Source organism: Curtobacterium sp. MCPF17_021, from assembly GCF_003234605.2.
Lineage (GTDB): Bacteria > Actinomycetota > Actinomycetes > Actinomycetales > Microbacteriaceae > Curtobacterium > Curtobacterium flaccumfaciens.
Genome location: NZ_CP126252.1, coordinates 1,952,100 through 1,969,175 on the forward strand (window position 1 = coordinate 1,952,100; position 17,076 = coordinate 1,969,175).

Genomic DNA, 17,076 nt, shown 5'->3' on the forward strand with positions numbered 1-17,076 from the left:
GTGCTCCGTGTGCTCGGGGTGGACCCCGGGCTCACCCGGTGCGGCGTCGGCGTCGTCGAGGTCGCACCGAACCGGCGCGCACGGCTCGTCCACGTGACGGTCGTGCGCACCCCGCCGGACATGCCGCTCGAACAGCGGCTGCTTCGCATCGCCGACGGCATCGCCGCCGAGATCGACGAGCACCACCCGGATGCGGTCGCCGTCGAGCGGGTGTTCGCGCAGGCGAACGTCCGCACCGTGATGGGCACCGCGCAGGCCGCCGGCCTGGCGCTGCACGCCGCGGCCGCCCGCGGCCTACCCGTCGGCCTGCACACCCCGTCCGAGGTCAAGGCCGCCGTCACCGGCTACGGCAACGCCGACAAGCGTCAGGTGCAGACCATGATCGCGCGCGTTCTCGGTCTCGACGAGGCCCCGAAGCCGGCCGACGCCGCCGACGCGCTCGCGTTGGCCGTGTGCCATGCCTGGAGGCTCGGATCACCCGACGCCGCCGGCTCGCGTGCCACGAACCTCACCCCGGCACAGCGTGCCTGGCGGGACGCCCAGGGCGGCACCGTCGACTCGCCGCTGGCCCGCGCGGCGGCCGCCGCGGCCCGCCCGCAGCGTGGCAGGTCGGCGTCGTCGGTGGGCGGCCCTAGGCTCGGAGCATGATCGCGAGTCTCCGGGGCACCTGCATCGACATCGCCGGTTCGGCCGTGGTGATCGAGGTCGGGGGAGTCGGGTACGCCGTCACCGTGACCCCCGCGCACGCGCTGACGATGCGCCACGGTTCCGAGGTGTTCGTGCGGACCGCCATGATCGTGCGCGAGGACGAGCACCTGCTCTTCGGGTTCGAGTCGACCGACGCCCTGCAGGTGTTCGACCTGCTCCGCGGGGTCTCCGGCGTCGGCCCGAAGTCCGCGATGGGCGTCCTGGCCCACATGGACCCGGCGCAGATCGCGAACGCCGTCGCGAACGAGGACGACGGTGCCTTCCGCAAGGTCTCCGGCATCGGCCCGAAGACCGCCAAGCTCATCATCGTCGCGCTCTCCGGCAAGCTCGTGGCCTTCGAGCAGGCAGCCGTGGTCGCGGCAGCACGGGGGACCGCAGTGCACCCCGCCGCGGTCGACGTCGTCTCGGCGCTCATCGGCCTCGGCTGGCGCGAGGACGCGGCACAGTCCGCGGTCGACGACGCCGTCGCCAACGAGCCCGGTGCCGCCGCGATGGGCACCCAGGCCCTGCTCCGCGCCGCCCTCGGCGCCCTGCGACCCGCGGCAGCCGGCCGGTGAGCGGCATCACGTCCGCCGGCGCCGAGTCGCAGGAGGAACTCGCGTTCGAAGGTGCGCTCCGTCCGCGCTCGCTCGACGAGTTCGTCGGGCAGCGCAAGGTCCGCGGGCAGCTCGACTTGCTCCTCAAGGCCGCGGGCATGCAGGAGCGCACGCCCGACCACATCCTGATGGCGGGTCCTCCCGGCCTCGGCAAGACCACGCTCGCGATGATCGTCGCGCACGAGACCGGGCGACCGCTGCGCATGTCGAGCGGCCCGGCCATCCAGCACGCCGGTGACCTCGCCGCCGTGCTGTCGTCCCTGGTCCCGGGCGAAGTGCTGTTCATCGACGAGATCCACCGCATGGCCCGCTCGGCAGAAGAGATGCTCTACCTGGCGATGGAGGACTTCCGCATCGACGTGATGGTGGGCAAGGGCGCCGGTGCCACGAGCATCCCGCTCGACCTCGCGCCGTTCACGCTCGTCGGGGCCACCACCCGGGCCGGCCTGCTGCCGAACCCGCTGCGCGACCGCTTCGGGTTCACCGCCCACCTCGAGTTCTACGAGAAGGACGAACTCGAGCAGGTCCTGATCCGTGCGGCCCACCTGCTCGAACTCGACATCGACCGGACCGCCCTGCGCGAGATCGCCGGACGCTCCCGTGGCACCCCACGCATCGCGAACCGCCTGCTCCGCCGGGTGCGCGACTACGCCCTCGTGCACCGCACCACCGACGGCATGGCCGCGGTCCAGGGTGCGCTCGACCTGTACGACGTCGACGAACTCGGGCTCGACCGGCTCGACCGGGCCGTGGTCGAGATCATGCTGACCCGGTTCGATGGGGGCCCGGTCGGTCTGAACACCCTCGCCGTCTCCGTCGGCGAAGAGTCCGAGACCATCGAGTCGGTCGTCGAACCGTTCCTCGTCCGCGTCGGGCTCGTGACCCGTACCCCCCGCGGGCGCATCGCCACACCACGTGCCTGGCGACACCTCGGCCTCACCCCGGGGCAGGGCGACGGCGGGCAGCCGGGGCTCTTCGACGACCAGGACACCGACGACTGAACGCCGATCAGTCGAGTGACATGCCACGGACACCGGCGTGCCCTAGACTGCTACGGCCCGAAACCGAGCAACCAGAGAAGGCAACGCATCATGGGTCAAGAAGTCATCCTCATCGTCATCGTCGTGGCGTTCGCGGCCTTCATGTTCTACAACAGCCGCAAGCGCAAGAAGCAGCAGGCCGAACTCGTGGACAAGATGGTCCCGGGCGCCAAGGTCATGCTGTCCTTCGGCCTCTACGGCACGCTCCTCTCCGTGAACGAGGAGAAGGTCACCGCTGACGTCGAGATCGCACCGGGGACCATCGTCACCGTGCACCGCCAGACCCTGTCGCGCGTCGTCGACGACAACGCGTCCGACGTCGAGACCACCACGACCACCGAGGACGAGCCGAAGCCGGTGGCCGAGCTCAACGGTGAGCCGGTCTACGGCGAGCGTGTCGACACCGACCGCGTCGACGAGACCGACGCCACGAAGCGCAAGTCCGACGACTGACGCCCTCGGCCGCCGGGTCGTCTGATCCGGCGGCTTCCTCTTGCCGTCGCACGGTGTGCCGACGGTCCTGAACAGAAAGACGAGACGACCGGTGGCACGATCGACACCCGTCAAGAAGGCGCTGCGCTCGCTCACCTGGTTGGTGATCCTGATGGCGATCCTCGCCGGCGTGAACACCGCCGCGTCGATCCTCGCCGGCTCTTCGAAGGACGACACCGACAAGTGGTACCAGGGCGCGAGCTGGGTGCCGGAGCTGGCTCTGGACCTGCAGGGCGGCACGCAGCTGACCCTCGCGGCGCAGAACACCGAGGGCGACTCCGTCACCTCGCAGCAGCTGCAGCAGGCGGTGAACATCATCCGCCAGCGCATCGACGCCACCGGTGTCTCCGAGTCCGAGATCAACACCCAGGGCGCGAACAACATCGTCGTCTCGATCCCGGGTCGCCCCGACAAGGCCACGATCGACCGCATCGAGGCCGCAGCCAAGCTGACCTTCCGCCCGGTGCTCTTCACCGAGGCTGCATCGAGCTCGGCCGTCGGTGGCGACGGCAAGGGCACCGCGTCGCCGACTCCCTACTCGCCCCCGGCATCGCTCGCCGCGACGCCGAGCGCGAAGCCGTCGAACGCGAGCGACCTGAACTGGGTCACGCCGAAGCTGCAGGACCTTTACACCAACTACAACTGTGCAGCGCCGGACGACATCACCGCGGCACCCGATGACGAGCCCCTCGTCACCTGTGACCAGACGGGCGCGGCGAAGTTCATCCTCGGTCCGGTCGAGGTCCTCGGAGCTGACGTCAGCAACGCCACCTCGGGTCTCGCCACCGACTCGCAGGGCACGTCGACCGGCCAGTGGGCCGTCAACCTGACGTTCAACGGCGAGGGTTCGAAGGACTTCCGCACCGTCACGAACCGTCTCGTGTCGCTCCAGCAGCCGCAGAACCAGTTCGCGATCGTGCTCGACGGCACGGTGATCGAAGCCCCGACGACGAACTCGGCGATCACCAACGGCAAGGCGCAGATCAGCGGGAACTTCACCGCCGAGTCTGCCAAGACCCTCGCCGACCAGCTCAAGTACGGTGCGCTGCCGATCAACTTCCAGGTGCAGTCGAACGAGAACATCTCGGCGACACTCGGCACCGCGCAGCTCATCGGTGGCCTCATCGCCGGTCTGATCGGTCTGATCCTGGTGATCATCTACTCGGTCATCCAGTACCGGGCCCTGGCGTTCGTCACGGTGCTGTCGCTCGGGATCGCCGCGGTGCTCACCTACCTGGTGATCGCGATCATGTCGTGGCGCGTCGACTACCGCCTCTCGCTGGCCGGTGTGGCGGGTCTCATCGTCGCCATCGGCATCACGGCGGACTCGTTCATCGTCTACTTCGAGCGCATCCGTGACGAACTCCGTGACGGCCGTGCCCTCGAGAGCGCGGTCGAGTCCGGCTGGAAGCGTGCCCTCCGCACGATCCTGGCGTCGGACGCGGTGAACTTCCTCGCCGCCGTGACGCTCTACGTGCTCGCGGTCGCCGACGTGAAGGGCTTCGCGTTCACGCTGCTCCTCACGACCCTCATCGACATCGTGGTGGTCGCGCTCTTCACCCACCCGATGATGCAGCTCATCGCCCGCAGCCGGTTCTTCGGCGAGGGGCACCGGTTCAGTGGTCTCGACCCGGCAGCACTCGGTGCCGTCTACCGGGGGCGCGCGCAGTTCCGCGCACCCGTCGTGGACGGCAAGCGCCAGCGCAGTGCCGGTGAGGCACAGCGCCGACAGACGATCGCGGAGCGGAAGGCCCAGCAGGCCTCCGGCGACAACGGCTCGACGCCGGACGGGAAGGACGACTGATGGCCAGCTTCAGCCAGTTCGGCAGCGACCTCTACACGGGGAAGCGGTCGTACGACATCATCGGGCGCCGGAAGACCTGGTACCTCATCGCCCTGGCGATGATCGTGATCTCGCTCGTCACCCCGTGGCTCCGTGACGGGTACCAGCTCGGCATCGAGTTCACCGGCGGCTCGGAGTTCACGATCTCCGACGTCAAGACGCTCGACCAGAACCTCGCCACCGAGACCGTCGAGGACGTCGTCCCGGAGTCGATCCCGCGCGTCTCGCAGCTCGGCACGCACGGCATCCGCGTGCAGACCGGGCAGCTCACCGACCGGCAGACGACCGAGGTGCAGGACGCCCTGGCGAAGGCCTACGACGTCCCGGAGAGCCAGGTCGCCGCGACCTTCATCGGCGCGACGTGGGGTGCCGACGTGCTCGCGCAGGCCATCCGTGGTCTCGTGATCTTCCTCGCCCTCGCCGCGGTCTTCATGACGCTGTACTTCCGCACCTGGAAGATGTCGCTGTCCGCGATGGCGGCGCTGCTCCACGACCTGCTCATCACGGCCGGCGTGTACGGCATCGTCGGGCTCGAGGTCACGCCCGCGGCGGTCATCGGCTTCCTGACGATCCTCGGGTACTCGCTCTACGACACCGTGGTGGTCTTCGACAAGGTGCGTGAGAACACCGCGCAGGAATCGATCCGGACGTTCAAGCAGTCGGTCAACCTCGCGGTCAACCAGACCCTCGTCCGATCGATCAACACCTCGGTCGTGGCACTGCTGCCGGTCGCGGCGATCCTCTTCATCGGGTCGTACGTGCTCGGCGCCGGTACCCTGCGCGACATCTCGCTCGCGCTGTTCATCGGCATCATCGTCGGCACCTACTCGACGATCTTCATCGCGTCGCCGATGTACGCGCAGCTGCGCGAGAACGAGCCGAAGATCAAGGAGTCCGACGCCAAGAAGACCGCGGCGGCCGAGAAGCGCCGGCGTGAGGTCGACGCAGCGGAGGCGAACGTCTGATGCCCATCGAGATCCAGGAGATCGACGTCGCCGAGGCCCAGCGCCGCATCGACGCCGGAGCCCGCCTGTTCGACGTCCGCGAGCAGGGGGAGTGGGACGAGGTCCACGCTCCCCAGGCCACGCTCGTGCCGATGTCGGAGTTCGTGGACCGCTGGCAGGAGATCGACGGCGGCGACCAGCCGGCCATCATCGTCTGCCACTCCGGCGGCCGTTCGTCGCGCATCGTCGCGGCGCTCGAGCAGTCGGGGGTCCCGGCCGTCAACCTCTCCGGCGGCATGCTCGCCTGGGAGCAGGCGGGGGCACCGGTGGAGCGCGACGGGACCGCTGCGTCCCAGGTGAACGGCTGACGGCGGGGAGCGACCGAAGCGCGTCCCGAGGTACAAACACGATGAGGCGGCACCCTGGCTGGGGTGCCGCCTCATCGTCTGTGGATCAGACTCCGCTTGCCGAGAACGATCCGCTGCAGATCGTCGATGTCGCGCACTTGGCGCGGAACTTCGCCTGCGCTGCGACATTTCCCCACGGAACGCTGGTCAAGCCCGGTGTCCTCGTGTCAGCGACGCCGAGGTTGTACCACTTCGACCAGGTGCCGAACTCACTGCCGCTGTACCCGCGGTAGTAGCCGAGGCCCTGTCCCGCGTTCGTCTGAGACGTCGAGGACGCAACCGTGAACCGGTACTTGACCTTCACCCCGGTGTCGGCACCGATGATGTTCGGTCCAGCGAACGCCTTGGACCAACTCGACGCGCTCGAGGCGAGGTAGGCGTAGTTCGACGCAGCAGCCGCGCTGACCTGGAGTGGCGTCGTCGATTGCTCCTGTGCGGAAGCGGGCAGTGCTCGGCGTGCTCCGTAGAGCTTCCCGAGCTTGGCGTTCGTCAGGCCGTTCGGCAGTGAACCGTCGGCCTCGGGAATGACCACGACCGTATCCGCACCGATCTTCCCCGTGGGGAAGAACACCCCGTCCGCAGTCACTCGAGCGGCCGACGGATCGGCGATCACGTAGCCGCCGTCCGTGTTGTGGTCAGCCGTCGAAGCATTTGCTGGCGCTGCCCCAAGTGCGAGCAGGGCTGCTGCGACGGGCACGGCGAAGATGGCGAGCGCTTTCTTCTTGTTCATTTTTTCTCCCCAGAAAGGGCGTCAGCATTGACGCCTTCGTAATGGACGAACCCCTTCTCGTCCTGATTCCGACGCTATTGTCGCGATGCACCGAGAGTCAACATGTATCGAACGACTTGCATGCCGGACTGTAAAACCCTTCAGGGTGGCCGACCCCCTCATCGAGCGCACCACACCCCAGCTTCGCGCTCAGGGCGAACCCAGTCACGGAGCGCTCTACGACACGCGTAGGCTTGGTGGATCGAGCAGGTTGGCCAGAGGAGGCGCATCATGACGGACACCCGCGAAGAGCCGTCCGCGCCGAGCCGCCCGGGTTCCGCCCCGCGGCCCTCGAGCCCGATCGGTCCGAACACCACCGGCAACCTCGGTTCCCTCCGCTCCCTGCTGCCGCGCCTGTTCTCGCGCGCCCAACCGGCCGGCGCCGTGGACACACTGATCCGCACGGTCCGCTCGCACCACCCCAAGGCCGACGTGACGCTCATCGAGCGGGCCTACTCGGTCGCCGAGCGCGCGCACGACGGGCAGAAGCGCAAGTCCGGTGAGCCGTACATCACGCACCCCGTCGCGGTCGCGCAGATCCTGGCCGACCTCGGCATCGGCACGATCACCATCGCGGCTGCGCTCCTGCACGACACGGTGGAGGACACCGACTACCAGCTCGACCAGCTGCGGGCCGACTTCGGCGACGAGATCGCGATGCTCGTCGACGGCGTCACGAAGCTCGACAAGGTCAAGTACGGCGACAGTGCCCAGGCCGAGACCGTCCGCAAGATGGTCATCGCGATGTCGAAGGACATCCGCGTCCTCGTCATCAAGCTCGCCGACCGACTGCACAACGCCCGCACGTGGGGCTTCGTCGAGTCGACCTCTGCCACGCGCAAGGCGAAGGAGACGCTCGAGATCTACGCGCCGCTCGCGCACCGGCTCGGCATCCAGATGATCAAGCTCGAGCTCGAGGACCTGTCGTTCGCGGTCCTGCACCCGAAGCTCTACGTCGAGATCGACAGTCTGGTCAAGGAACGCCAGCCGAAGCGCGAGCAGTTCGTCCAGAACGTCATCGGGACCCTGAAGAAGGACCTGAAGGCCGCCAAGGTCCGCGGCGACGTCATGGGCCGGCCGAAGCAGTACTACTCGATCTACCAGAAGATGATCGTGCGGGGTCGCGAGTTCGACGAGATCTACGACCTCGTCGGCATCCGCGTGCTCGTGCCGACCGTGCGCGACTGCTACGCCATGCTCGGCTCGGTGCACGCCCGCTGGACCCCGCTGCCCGGTCGCTTCAAGGACTACATCGCGACCCCCAAGTTCAACCTGTACCAGTCGCTGCACACCACGGTGCTCGGACCGCAGGGTCGTGCGGTCGAGATCCAGATCCGCACGCACGAGATGCACCAGCGCGCCGAGTTCGGTGTCGCCGCCCACTGGAAGTACAAGCAGCGTGCTGCCGGCCGTGACGCCGGTACCTCGTCGACCACGGACGACCAGGACATGGCGTGGCTCGCCCACATCACCGACTGGCAGGCCGAGACCAGCGATCCGGGCGAGTTCCTCGATTCCCTGCGCTATGAGATCGGCGCGAAGGAAACCTACGTCTTCACGCCGCAGGGCAAGGTCATCGGGCTCCCCGCCGGAGCCACCCCGGTCGACTTCGCCTACGCCGTGCACACCGAGATCGGCCACCGCACGATGGGTGCGAAGGTCAACGGCCGCCTGGTCCCGCTCGAAAGCCAGTTGTCCAGCGGCGACGTCGTCGAGATCTTCACGTCGAAGAACCCCGATTCCGGCCCCTCGCAGGACTGGTTGCAGTTCGTCCGCAGCCCCCGCGCGCGCAACAAGATCAAGCAGTGGTTCACCAAGGAGCGCCGCGAAGAGGCGATCGAGCAGGGTCGCGACGCCATCGCCCGGGCGATGCGCAAGCAGAACCTGCCGCTCCAGCGCATCATGAGCCAGGACAGCATCGCCGAGGTCGCCTCGTCGATGCGGTACGAGGACGTCTCCGCCCTGTACGCCGCCATCGGCGAGGGCCACGTCTCGACGCAGTCGGTGATCGAGAAGGTCCTCGGCAATGTCCAGACCGAGACCGAGACCGACGAACCCGAACTCGCGTTCCCGCGCCAGGTCACCAGTCGGCAGCTGCGCACGAGCGACAGCGGCGTGCTGGTCCGCGGTGCGCCCGACATCCTCGTGAAGCTCGCGAAGTGCTGCACCCCGGTGCCGGGCGACCAGATCGTGGGCTTCATCACCCGTGGCCAGGGCGTCTCCGTGCACCAGTCGTCGTGCACCAACGTGAAGTCGCTCATGAACGAGCCCGACCGGATGATCGAGGTCGAGTGGGCCCCGTCGTCGAAGTCGGTGTTCCTGGTGCAGATCCAGATCGAGGCGCTCGATCGGTCGGGCCTGCTCAGCGACGTCACCCGGGTGCTGACCGACCACCACGTGAACATCCTGTCCGCGACGGTGTCGACTTCGTCCGACCGTCTCGCGCTCAGCCGGTTCGTGTTCGAGATGGGCGACACCATCCACCTCGACCGGGTGCTGAACGCGGTGCGACGCATCGACGCTGTCTACGACGTCTACCGCGTCAGCGCCGGCTAGGACGGCAGCGCCCCGCGCGGCCCGTCCGCCGACCGGTCACGAACTGTCGGCTGCAGCCGCGCCAACCGACAGTCCGCGACCACTCGACGGATGTGAGCGGGGTGTCCTGACCGCCCGCACGCGCCGCGCCGGGAGGCCCGTGGCGGCCCCGCCCCGCGCCTCCCGTGTCTCCAGCCCGTCGACCGGTCACGACTCGTCGCGTGGGCACCGTTGACCGGTCACGAACCGTCGACTGCGGCCCTGCCAACCGACGCTTCGTGACCACTCGGCGGACGTGAGCGGGGTGTTGTGACCACCTGCACCCTCACCCCGCGCGCGCGACGCCCTACCGCACAGCACCCCCAGCCGCGCCCTGCAGCCCCCGCAACCGCCGCTCGGCCTGCCGCACCATGGGGATCGTCCCGAGGGACCTCAGGCGCGCCTGCAGCTCGGCAGCCGTGACCACCCCGATCGCGAGCAGCCCGTGCACGGCCGTCGCCTCGGCCTCCCCGAACGCACCGGCCGTCGGCCCCGGCGTCCGGAGCAGGTCGACCGCGGTCCGCGCCGGCAGCGTGACCCGCAGCCCCGAGCGCTCGACGGTGTCGTCGACGTCGATCCGGACCTCCCGCAGGCGGACGTCCGGCCCGACGTGCACGCGCACCTGCGGCGGGATGCAGGCCTCGAGCGGCGCCGGCGGCCGGGACACCGCACCCCAGATCCACGCGGCGGTCAGCGTGCAGGCGATCAGGCGCGCGTCCCGCAGGACCCAGGCGGCAGCGGCGGCGCGCAACGACGGCGTCTGCGGTTCAGCGGGGGAGGCCCAGCAGGGACCGACGGCGACCAGCTCGCCGGCCAGGACCGCCGCACGCAGCTCGGGCTCCGGCCAGTCGTCACTGGTCAGCAGTCGCGGGCGGGGCACCCGCACATCCTGCCCGACCTGCGCACGCGACCGACAGGCCTGTGGACAAGCCACCCACCGGCCGGGAGGCCCGTGGCGGGCCCGCACCGCGCCTCCAGGCCGTCGCCGGTCACGTCCACGGCGTGGGCCACGTCGACGACGCGACCACCCGCGCCCGCGCGCCGGATCGGGCCCGGACGGACGCGACGCGCGTGCTCAGCGCAGGACGTCGGCGCGGTGCACGAGCGCCGCGGCACCGATGAGCGGACCGTCCTGGGACAACCCGGTCGGCACGATCTGCACCTTCGTGACGAACCCGAACTCGACACGCTCCGCCACGGCCTGCCGGGCGTACTCGAACAGGTCCGGGGTGACGTGCGAGAACCCGCCACCGATGGCCACGATCTCGAGGTCGACCAGGCTCGTGGCGGCGGCGATGGCCTGCCCGAGGGCACGGCCGCTCCGCTGGACCGCGGCGACAGCGATCTCGTCGCCGGCGGCGTACGCGGCCGAGAGCTCCTCGCCGGTCGTGCCCGCGAAGCCCTGACGACGTGCCCAGCCCACGGTCTTCGGGCCGCTGGCGATCGCCTCGAGGCAACCGGTGCCGCCGCAGGCGCAGGGGTCGTCGTAGCCGCCGCACTCGACGTGGCCGATGTGGCCGGCGTTGCCCGTCGGTCCGCTGACGGTGCGACCGTGCAGGATGAGCCCGCCGCCGACGCCGGTGGAGACGATCATGCCCATGACGTGCTCGTAGCCCTGGGCCGCGCCGACCCAGTGCTCGGCGAGGGTGATCGCCAGGCCGTCCATGCGGAGCGTCACCGGGACGTCGTCCGGCACGAGCGCCGCGATCCGGTCGCGCAGCGGGTGGCCACGCCAGACCGGCATGTTGAGCGGGGAGACGAGGCCGTGCTCCTCGTCGACCGGGCCGGCGGAACCGACGCCGACGCCGACGAGCGTCGCGTCGGCGGGCAGCGCGCCGAGCGCGGCCGTGACGACCTCGTCGACGGCGGCCTGCAGCTCGTCCGAGGTGCGCTGTGGCCCGGTGGGGCTGCGGAACCGGGTCGCCGGCAGCACGACGCCCTGGTCGGTGACGAGCGCGGCCTCGACCTTCGTGCCGCCGAGGTCGACGGCCAGGGCGAGGGCGGGGGACTGGGGTGCGGTGCTGGACATGCGCGCTCCGATGCGGCGTTCTGGAGGCACGGTGCGGGTCGCCGACGCGTCGTCGCGTCCGGTGGGCTCCGGCCTGGTCGTGGTGGGTCGTGCTGGGTGCGTGGGCTCAGCCAGGTCGGCTCAGCCCCGTGGGTTCAGTAGGACGTCGTGTCGTCGCCGAGCGCCGACGCGGCGCCCGTCTCGGCGCGGTGCGCGACCTCGTCGAGGATGCGGGCCGAGGCGCTCGTGCCGATGCGGTTCGCGCCCGCCTCGACCATCTCGAGCAGGGTGTCGAGCCCGCGGACGCCGCCGGAGGCCTTCACGCCGGTGTCGGCACCGACCGTGCGGCGCATCAGGGCGATGTGCTCGGCCGTCGCGCCACCGCCGGCGAACCCGGTCGAGGTCTTCACGAAGGCGGCGCCGGCGGTCTGTGCCGCACGCGAGGCCGCGACGATCTCGTCGTCGGTCAGGAACGCGGTCTCGAGGATCACCTTGACGACGGTGTCGCCGGCGGCGTCGACGACCGCGCGGACGTCCTGCTCGACGCGCTGCCAGTCGCCCGACGTCGCGGCGCCGATGTTCTGCACCATGTCGAGCTCGAACGCGCCGTCGGCCAGGGCCTGCAGCGACTCGGCGACCTTCGCCGCGGTGGACGTGGTGCCGTGCGGGAAGCCGATCACGGTGCCGACGCCGACGCCGGTGCCCGTGAGGCGCTCGACGGCGTGGGCGACGTCGCTCGGACGGACGCAGACGCTGAAGACGCGGTGGGCAGCGGCTTCGTCGAGCTGGGCGTCGACGTCCGCGCGGGTGAGTTCGGGCTTCAGGATCGCGTGGTCGATGAGGCCGCGGACGGCATCGACGGTGACGGGGAAGGCTGCGTTGTCCACCCGGCAAGCCTACCCGTCAGGCGTGCCGCGTAGCGTGCAGGGCATGCAGGTCCTCGTCACCGGCGCCACCGGGTACATCGGTGGTCGTCTCGTCCCTCGTCTCCTCGAAGCCGGCCACTCCGTCCGGGTGTTCGTGCGCAACCCCCGGAAGCTCCAGGACGTCCCGTGGAGCAGTGAGGTCGACGTCGCGGAGGGCGATCTCCAGGACGCCGAGGCGGTGCGCGCCGCCGTCGACGGGATCGAGGCGGTCTACTACCTGGCCCACGCGATGGGGGCCGACGGCGACTTCGAGTCGGCCGAGCGCGAGGCCGCCGAGACCATGGCGCGCGAGGCGAAGGCGGCCGGCGTCAGCCGGTTCGTCTACCTTGGCGGGCTGCACCCGGACGGTGAGCTGTCGAAGCACCTCCGCAGCCGCAAGGAGGTGGGGGAGATCCTCCTCGGCTCGGGCGTGCCGACGGTGGCGTACCAGGCCGGCGTCGTGATCGGCTCGGGCAGCACCTCGTTCGAGATGATCCGGCACCTGACCGACGTCCTGCCGTGGATGCCCGCGCCGCGCTGGGTCCGCAACCACATCCAGCCGATCGCGGTCCGCGACGTCCTGTACTACCTGGTGGCCGCGCTCGACGTCCCCGCCGACGTCAACCGCACCTTCGACATCGGCGGCCCCGACGTCCTGCGGTACGGCCAGATGCTGAACGGCTACGCGGTCGAGGCGAAGCTGCCCCAGCGCCCGATCACGGTCCTGCCGGTGCTCACCCCGCGCCTCGCCGCGCACTGGTTCAACGCCGTCACCCCGATCCCGCGCAAGCTCGCGACGCCGATCATCGAGTCGCTGCAGTTCGAGTGCGTGCAGCGCGAGCACGACATCGACGACGTCGTGCCGCAGCCCGAGGGCGGGCTCACCTCGTACCGTCGGGCCGTCCGCCTCGCGCTGAACAAGATGCGCAGCGGTCAGGTGCAGACGAGCTGGCGCAGCGCGACGCTCTCGAGCGCCTCGGCCGACCCGATGCCGAACGACCCCGACTGGGCCGGGCACACGGTCTACGTCGACGACCGGAAGCGGCACTCCAGTGCCTCCGCCGAGGACGTCTGGCGTGTCGTCGAGTCGATCGGCGGCGACAACGGCTGGTACTCGTTCCCCCTCGCCTGGGTCGCCCGCGGCTGGATGGACAAGATCGCTGGCGGTGTCGGCCTGAACCGCGGCCGGCGTGACCAGCAGCGCCTGGAGCAGGGCGACGCGCTCGACTGGTGGCGCGTCGAACGACTCGAGCGCGGCCGGTACCTGCGACTCCGAGCCGAGTTCAAGTCGCCCGGTCGTGCCTGGCTCGAGATGACCGTCACACCGAACCCCGACGGCGGCAGCGACTACCACCAGCGGGCCATCTACTTCCCGCAGGGGCTGGCCGGGCGGCTGTACTGGTACGGCATCCTGCCGTTCCACGGCATCATCTTCCCCGGTATGGTCGAGCGCATCACCGCCGCCGCCGAGCGGGAGTCCGACCACACCGGGTCCACGCAGCGCAACCGGACGCAGCAGACCGAGACCCCCGAGCCGGCGCACGAGGAGGCAGCATGACCGACGACCGCAGCCCCGTCCTCTTCCTGGGGGACAGCATCACCGAACAGGGCGACTGGGACACCTGGCTCCCCGACGAGCACACGCTGAACCAGGGCATCGGTGGCGACACGACCGACGGCGTGCTGACGCGCCTCGACGCCGTCGTCGCCGAACAGCCCGAGGTGATCGTGCTGCTCATCGGCACGAACGACTTCGGCAACCACCGCGCGAGCGCCGAGCACGTGGTCCGCAACGTCGAGACCATCCTGGTCACGCTCCGCCGCGAGCTGCCGGGCGTGCGCCTGCTGCTCGTGTCGATCCTGCCCCGGCAGGCCGAGTACGCCACGAAGATCGAGCAGGCCAACCGGCACCTCCGCCAGTTCGTCGCCACGTGCCACGCGCAGTACCTCGACGCCTGGCCCGCCCTGGCCGACGGCGACCACCTGGACGCCCGCTTCACCGAGGACGGCCTGCACCTGACCGAAGACGGCTACCGCGCGCTGGTCGGCGAGCTGGTGCCGGCGCTCGAGCGCGTCCGCGACCTGCCGCCGATGTCGCGGTCGATCCAGGCGATCGACCTCGACGGCTCCGCGGACTGATGGCCGCACGCAAGGGGCGGCCCCCGGTGGGGTCGTCCCAGCACGGCGTGCCCGCAGGGTCCCCTCGACCCGCAGGGCCCCCGCGACCCGCAGCCGCCGCACCGGCCAGCGGTGCCCGCACCACCCCGCCCTTCACCCGGCCCGCATTGGCGCCGTCGATGATCGCGGCGATCGTGCTGCTGGCCTGTGTCGCCATCGTCGACTCGTCGGGCTTCGCCTTCGCCCGCTGGGGCGTCACGGTGCTCGCGTTGATCGTGCTCGTCTTCAGCGTGCGCGGGAAGGTCTGGTGGGCCGCCCTGCTCATGGCCGCCGTCGCCGTGTGCTGGAACCCGCTCGTCACGGTGCCCATCCCCGGACAGGTGTGGGCGGCCCTGCAGCTGGTGGCCGCCGCGCTGTTCATCGTGGTGGGCATCGTGGTCAAGGTGCCCCGCGAGTCGGACGGACGGTAGGATCGGCAGGTCGGGTACAGGACCCGGCCGCACACCCGAAGGGCATGGATGAACGACGAGACCGAGCCGGTGACCGAGAGTCCTCTGCTGAACCCTCGACCGTCCTCCGGCGGTCTCGACCGATCCGACGTCGTCGTCCGCAAGGGGCGGCTGACCCTGATCAACGGACACCTCACGCCGCAGCAGTCGATGATCGAGGACCTGCTGTTCCTCGACGACGCGCTCACCGCGGCTGACGTCGACCACCTGCTCATCCGCGGCAACGACCAGCGCCCGGTGATCGCCCTCGACGAGCGTGACCGCCAGCGCGCCGAGAGCGCCGTGATGTCCGCGGCCGTCAACGAGCCCTTCTACGCGAAGCCCCCGGGCAAGCCGGCCGTGCTCGTGCAGGACGACGGACTCGGCTCCGTCGAGGAACCCGTGCTCCGCGTGTTCCGCCCGCGGCTCGAGCCGCTCGGACGCCTGCGCTACGGCGCCGAGACGAGCGTCCAGCTCGAGTTCTGGCGCGTCACCGACATCGAGGTCCTCGCACCCGTCGAGAACGCCCTGATGCGTCGCAGCCTGCCGATCGACGAGTTCGTCCTCGTCGACATCGAACGCTACGGCCGCACCTGGCGCACCGTCGAGCACATGTTCGACGACCACGTCTCGGACATCCGGTTCCCGATCGACATCGTCTTCTCGTGGGTCGACGGCAACGCCATCGAGTACCAGCGCGCCCGCCAGGCCGCACAGTCGAACGCCGTCCTGGGCGAGGGCGACGACGCCCCGGCCCGGTTCCGCCAGATCGACGAACTGAAGTACGCGCTCCGATCGGTGCACACCTTCGCGCCGTGGATCCGCCAGATCTACATCGCGACGGACTCCCCGGCGCCGCACTGGCTCGCCGAGCACCCGAAGGTCCGCATCGTCCGCAGCGAGGAGTTCTTCGCCGACCCCTCCGTGCTGCCGACGCACAACTCGCAGGCCGTCGAGTCGCAGCTGCACCACATCCCGGGCATCAGCGAGCACTTCATCTACTCGAACGACGACATGTTCTTCGGGCGCCTCGTCGACCCCTCGGTGTTCTACAGCCCGGGATCGGTCACGAAGTTCATCCTCGCGTCGACCCGGATCGGCCTCGGCTCCAACAACCCGGCACGCAGCGGTTTCGAGAACTCCGCCCGCGTGAACCGTCGCCTGCTGCAGCAGCGCTTCGGTGCGGTCACGACCCGGCACCTCGAGCACGCGCCGACGCCCCTGCGCGCCTCGATCATGACCGAGATGGAGCACGAGTTCGCCGACGAGTTCGCGGCCACTGCGGCCTCACGCTTCCGCGCCGCCGACAACATCTCGGTGACGAACTCGCTGTACCACTACTACTCGCTGCTCACCGGTCGGGCGATCATCCAGGAGAACGCGGCCGTCGGGTACATCGACACGACCATGGTCTCCGGACTCAAGGCCCTCGACGAGCTGCTGAAGAAGCGGAACGTGGACTTCTTCTGCCTCAACGACGGCAGCTTCCCCGAGGTCAGCGACGAAGAGCGCACGCAGCGCGTGACGGGCTTCCTGGAGCGCTACTTCCCGTTCCCCGCGCCGTGGGAGCGCCCCAGCGCTTAGGACGCGCCAGCGGCCTGCTGGGAGCGTCCCAGCGCTCAGGACGCGCCAGCGGCCTGCTGGGAGCGTCCCAGCGCTCAGGACGCGCCAGCGGCCTGCTGGGAGCGTCCCAGCGCTCAGGACGCGCCAGCGGCCTGCTGGGAGCGTCCCAGCGCTCAGGACGCGCCAGCGGCCTGCTGGGGCGCTCCGGGCGAGCCTGCGAGCCCGGCGCCGGAACCCAGCCACGTGGTTCCGGCGCACCCACACGCTCCACCGGTCACGACACCCCGCCACCCCCACGCCGACCGGTCACAGCCCGTCGCCTGCGCCGCCCACAGCCGACGGAACATGACCACGCGACACAGCACCCGCGGTGAGTCGCGACCACCCCGCGGGCCGGGAGGCGCGAGTCGACCCCGCCACGGGCCTCCCGGCCGCCGGGACGACCGTCGGGCCTGCCGTCGGGACGCGCACGCCGCCGCGCGGTCACGACATCCCGTTGGCTTCCCGCCGAGCGGTCACGAACTGTCGATTGCCGAGCCGCTGGACAACGGAACGTGACCACTCGCCGCGCACTGACGGGGAGTCGTGACCATCCGCGCCCGCACTCGGTGAGCAGACGAG

At 70.2% G+C, this 17,076-nt stretch carries 16 protein-coding genes; 12 read left to right on the forward strand and 4 right to left on the reverse strand.

Annotated elements, in window-relative coordinates; translation table 11 throughout:
* The 7 genes from ruvC to DEJ29_RS09295 all read left to right on the forward strand — a co-directional run bounded on the left by ruvC (window position 1) and on the right by DEJ29_RS09295 (window position 5,991).
* Window positions 1–648: a crossover junction endodeoxyribonuclease RuvC gene (gene ruvC, locus DEJ29_RS09265; protein ID WP_035808297.1), complete on the forward strand. Its 648-nt coding sequence runs from the start codon at window positions 1–3 to the stop codon at window positions 646–648.
* Complete coding sequence (ruvA, locus tag DEJ29_RS09270) at window positions 645–1,265, forward strand: Holliday junction branch migration protein RuvA (RefSeq protein ID WP_071403844.1); 621 nt, start codon at window positions 645–647, stop codon at window positions 1,263–1,265. Before ruvC ends, ruvA begins: the two co-directional genes overlap by 4 nt.
* Window positions 1,262–2,305 (forward strand): Holliday junction branch migration DNA helicase RuvB, encoded by a 1,044-nt coding sequence (ruvB, locus tag DEJ29_RS09275; protein ID WP_110863742.1) that lies wholly within the window; start codon window positions 1,262–1,264, stop codon window positions 2,303–2,305. Before ruvA ends, ruvB begins: the two co-directional genes overlap by 4 nt.
* Before the next feature lie 90 nt (window positions 2,306–2,395).
* Complete coding sequence (locus tag DEJ29_RS09280) at window positions 2,396–2,797, forward strand: preprotein translocase subunit YajC (RefSeq protein WP_051596726.1); 402 nt, start codon at window positions 2,396–2,398, stop codon at window positions 2,795–2,797.
* A 91-nt stretch (window positions 2,798–2,888) separates the two neighbouring features.
* A complete protein-coding gene (gene secD, locus DEJ29_RS09285) occupies window positions 2,889–4,640 on the forward strand; it encodes a protein translocase subunit SecD (RefSeq protein WP_111094001.1) in 1,752 nt (583 codons plus the stop codon).
* On the forward strand, window positions 4,640–5,644 hold the full coding sequence (gene secF, locus DEJ29_RS09290) for a protein translocase subunit SecF (RefSeq protein ID WP_111094002.1): 1,005 nt from the start codon (window positions 4,640–4,642) through the stop codon (window positions 5,642–5,644). Before secD ends, secF begins: the two co-directional genes overlap by 1 nt.
* Complete coding sequence (locus DEJ29_RS09295; protein ID WP_111094003.1) at window positions 5,644–5,991, forward strand: rhodanese-like domain-containing protein; 348 nt, start codon at window positions 5,644–5,646, stop codon at window positions 5,989–5,991. Before secF ends, DEJ29_RS09295 begins: the two co-directional genes overlap by 1 nt.
* 85 nt (window positions 5,992–6,076) lie before the next feature.
* Here DEJ29_RS09295 and DEJ29_RS09300 read toward each other — a convergent pair whose 3' ends face one another.
* Window positions 6,077–6,760, reverse strand: coding sequence for a hypothetical protein (locus tag DEJ29_RS09300; protein ID WP_146248276.1), 684 nt, complete (start codon window positions 6,758–6,760; stop codon window positions 6,077–6,079).
* 270 nt (window positions 6,761–7,030) lie between these two features.
* On the opposite strand from DEJ29_RS09300, the gene DEJ29_RS09305 reads away from it, so the two are divergent.
* Window positions 7,031–9,355: a RelA/SpoT family protein gene (locus DEJ29_RS09305; RefSeq protein ID WP_228513657.1), complete on the forward strand. Its 2,325-nt coding sequence runs from the start codon at window positions 7,031–7,033 to the stop codon at window positions 9,353–9,355.
* Window positions 9,356–9,680: 325 nt separating this feature from the next.
* Here DEJ29_RS09305 and DEJ29_RS09310 read toward each other — a convergent pair whose 3' ends face one another.
* The 3 genes from DEJ29_RS09310 to deoC all read right to left on the reverse strand — a co-directional run bounded on the left by DEJ29_RS09310 (window position 9,681) and on the right by deoC (window position 12,268).
* Window positions 9,681–10,253: a type IV toxin-antitoxin system AbiEi family antitoxin gene (locus tag DEJ29_RS09310; RefSeq protein ID WP_181438100.1), complete on the reverse strand. Its 573-nt coding sequence runs from the start codon at window positions 10,251–10,253 to the stop codon at window positions 9,681–9,683.
* A gap of 195 nt (window positions 10,254–10,448) precedes the next feature.
* Entirely contained in the window at window positions 10,449–11,402 is a 954-nt protein-coding gene (locus DEJ29_RS09315; protein WP_111094006.1) for an ROK family protein, read from the reverse strand.
* Between the two features lie 134 nt (window positions 11,403–11,536).
* Window positions 11,537–12,268: a deoxyribose-phosphate aldolase gene (gene deoC, locus DEJ29_RS09320; RefSeq protein WP_111094007.1), complete on the reverse strand. Its 732-nt coding sequence runs from the start codon at window positions 12,266–12,268 to the stop codon at window positions 11,537–11,539.
* 43 nt (window positions 12,269–12,311) lie between these two features.
* On the opposite strand from deoC, the gene DEJ29_RS09325 reads away from it, so the two are divergent.
* From DEJ29_RS09325 to DEJ29_RS09340, 4 genes are all read left to right on the forward strand, one after another.
* A complete protein-coding gene (locus tag DEJ29_RS09325; protein ID WP_035808300.1) occupies window positions 12,312–13,844 on the forward strand; it encodes an SDR family oxidoreductase in 1,533 nt (510 codons plus the stop codon).
* Window positions 13,841–14,425: a GDSL-type esterase/lipase family protein gene (locus DEJ29_RS09330; protein WP_071403838.1), complete on the forward strand. Its 585-nt coding sequence runs from the start codon at window positions 13,841–13,843 to the stop codon at window positions 14,423–14,425. The genes DEJ29_RS09325 and DEJ29_RS09330 overlap by 4 nt, the downstream gene beginning before the upstream one ends.
* A gap of 158 nt (window positions 14,426–14,583) precedes the next feature.
* Window positions 14,584–14,874 carry a DUF6804 family protein gene (locus DEJ29_RS09335; RefSeq protein WP_258375867.1) on the forward strand — a complete coding sequence of 97 codons (291 nt, stop codon included), beginning with the start codon at window positions 14,584–14,586 and terminating at the stop codon, window positions 14,872–14,874.
* A gap of 48 nt (window positions 14,875–14,922) precedes the next feature.
* Window positions 14,923–16,476, forward strand: coding sequence for a stealth family protein (locus DEJ29_RS09340; protein ID WP_071403837.1), 1,554 nt, complete (start codon window positions 14,923–14,925; stop codon window positions 16,474–16,476).
* Window positions 16,477–17,076 lie beyond the last annotated feature (600 nt).

Bases quoted from the DNA above. Each gene is read 5' to 3' on its own strand.
- DEJ29_RS09325 (WP_035808300.1), top strand. From the start codon at position 12,312: ATGCAGGTCCTCGTCACCGGCGCCACCGGGTACATCGGTGGTCGTCTC.
- ruvA (WP_071403844.1), top strand. From the start codon at position 645: ATGATCGCGAGTCTCCGGGGCACCTGCATCGACATCGCCGGTTCGGCC.
- DEJ29_RS09280 (WP_051596726.1), top strand. From the start codon at position 2,396: ATGGGTCAAGAAGTCATCCTCATCGTCATCGTCGTGGCGTTCGCGGCC.
- DEJ29_RS09315 (WP_111094006.1), bottom strand. From the start codon at position 11,402: ATGTCCAGCACCGCACCCCAGTCCCCCGCCCTCGCCCTGGCCGTCGAC.
- DEJ29_RS09295 (WP_111094003.1), top strand. From the start codon at position 5,644: ATGCCCATCGAGATCCAGGAGATCGACGTCGCCGAGGCCCAGCGCCGC.
- DEJ29_RS09330 (WP_071403838.1), top strand. From the start codon at position 13,841: ATGACCGACGACCGCAGCCCCGTCCTCTTCCTGGGGGACAGCATCACC.
- DEJ29_RS09300 (WP_146248276.1), bottom strand. From the start codon at position 6,760: ATGAACAAGAAGAAAGCGCTCGCCATCTTCGCCGTGCCCGTCGCAGCA.
- DEJ29_RS09335 (WP_258375867.1), top strand. From the start codon at position 14,584: ATGATCGCGGCGATCGTGCTGCTGGCCTGTGTCGCCATCGTCGACTCG.
- secF (WP_111094002.1), top strand. From the start codon at position 4,640: ATGGCCAGCTTCAGCCAGTTCGGCAGCGACCTCTACACGGGGAAGCGG.
- DEJ29_RS09305 (WP_228513657.1), top strand. From the start codon at position 7,031: ATGACGGACACCCGCGAAGAGCCGTCCGCGCCGAGCCGCCCGGGTTCC.
- DEJ29_RS09340 (WP_071403837.1), top strand. From the start codon at position 14,923: ATGAACGACGAGACCGAGCCGGTGACCGAGAGTCCTCTGCTGAACCCT.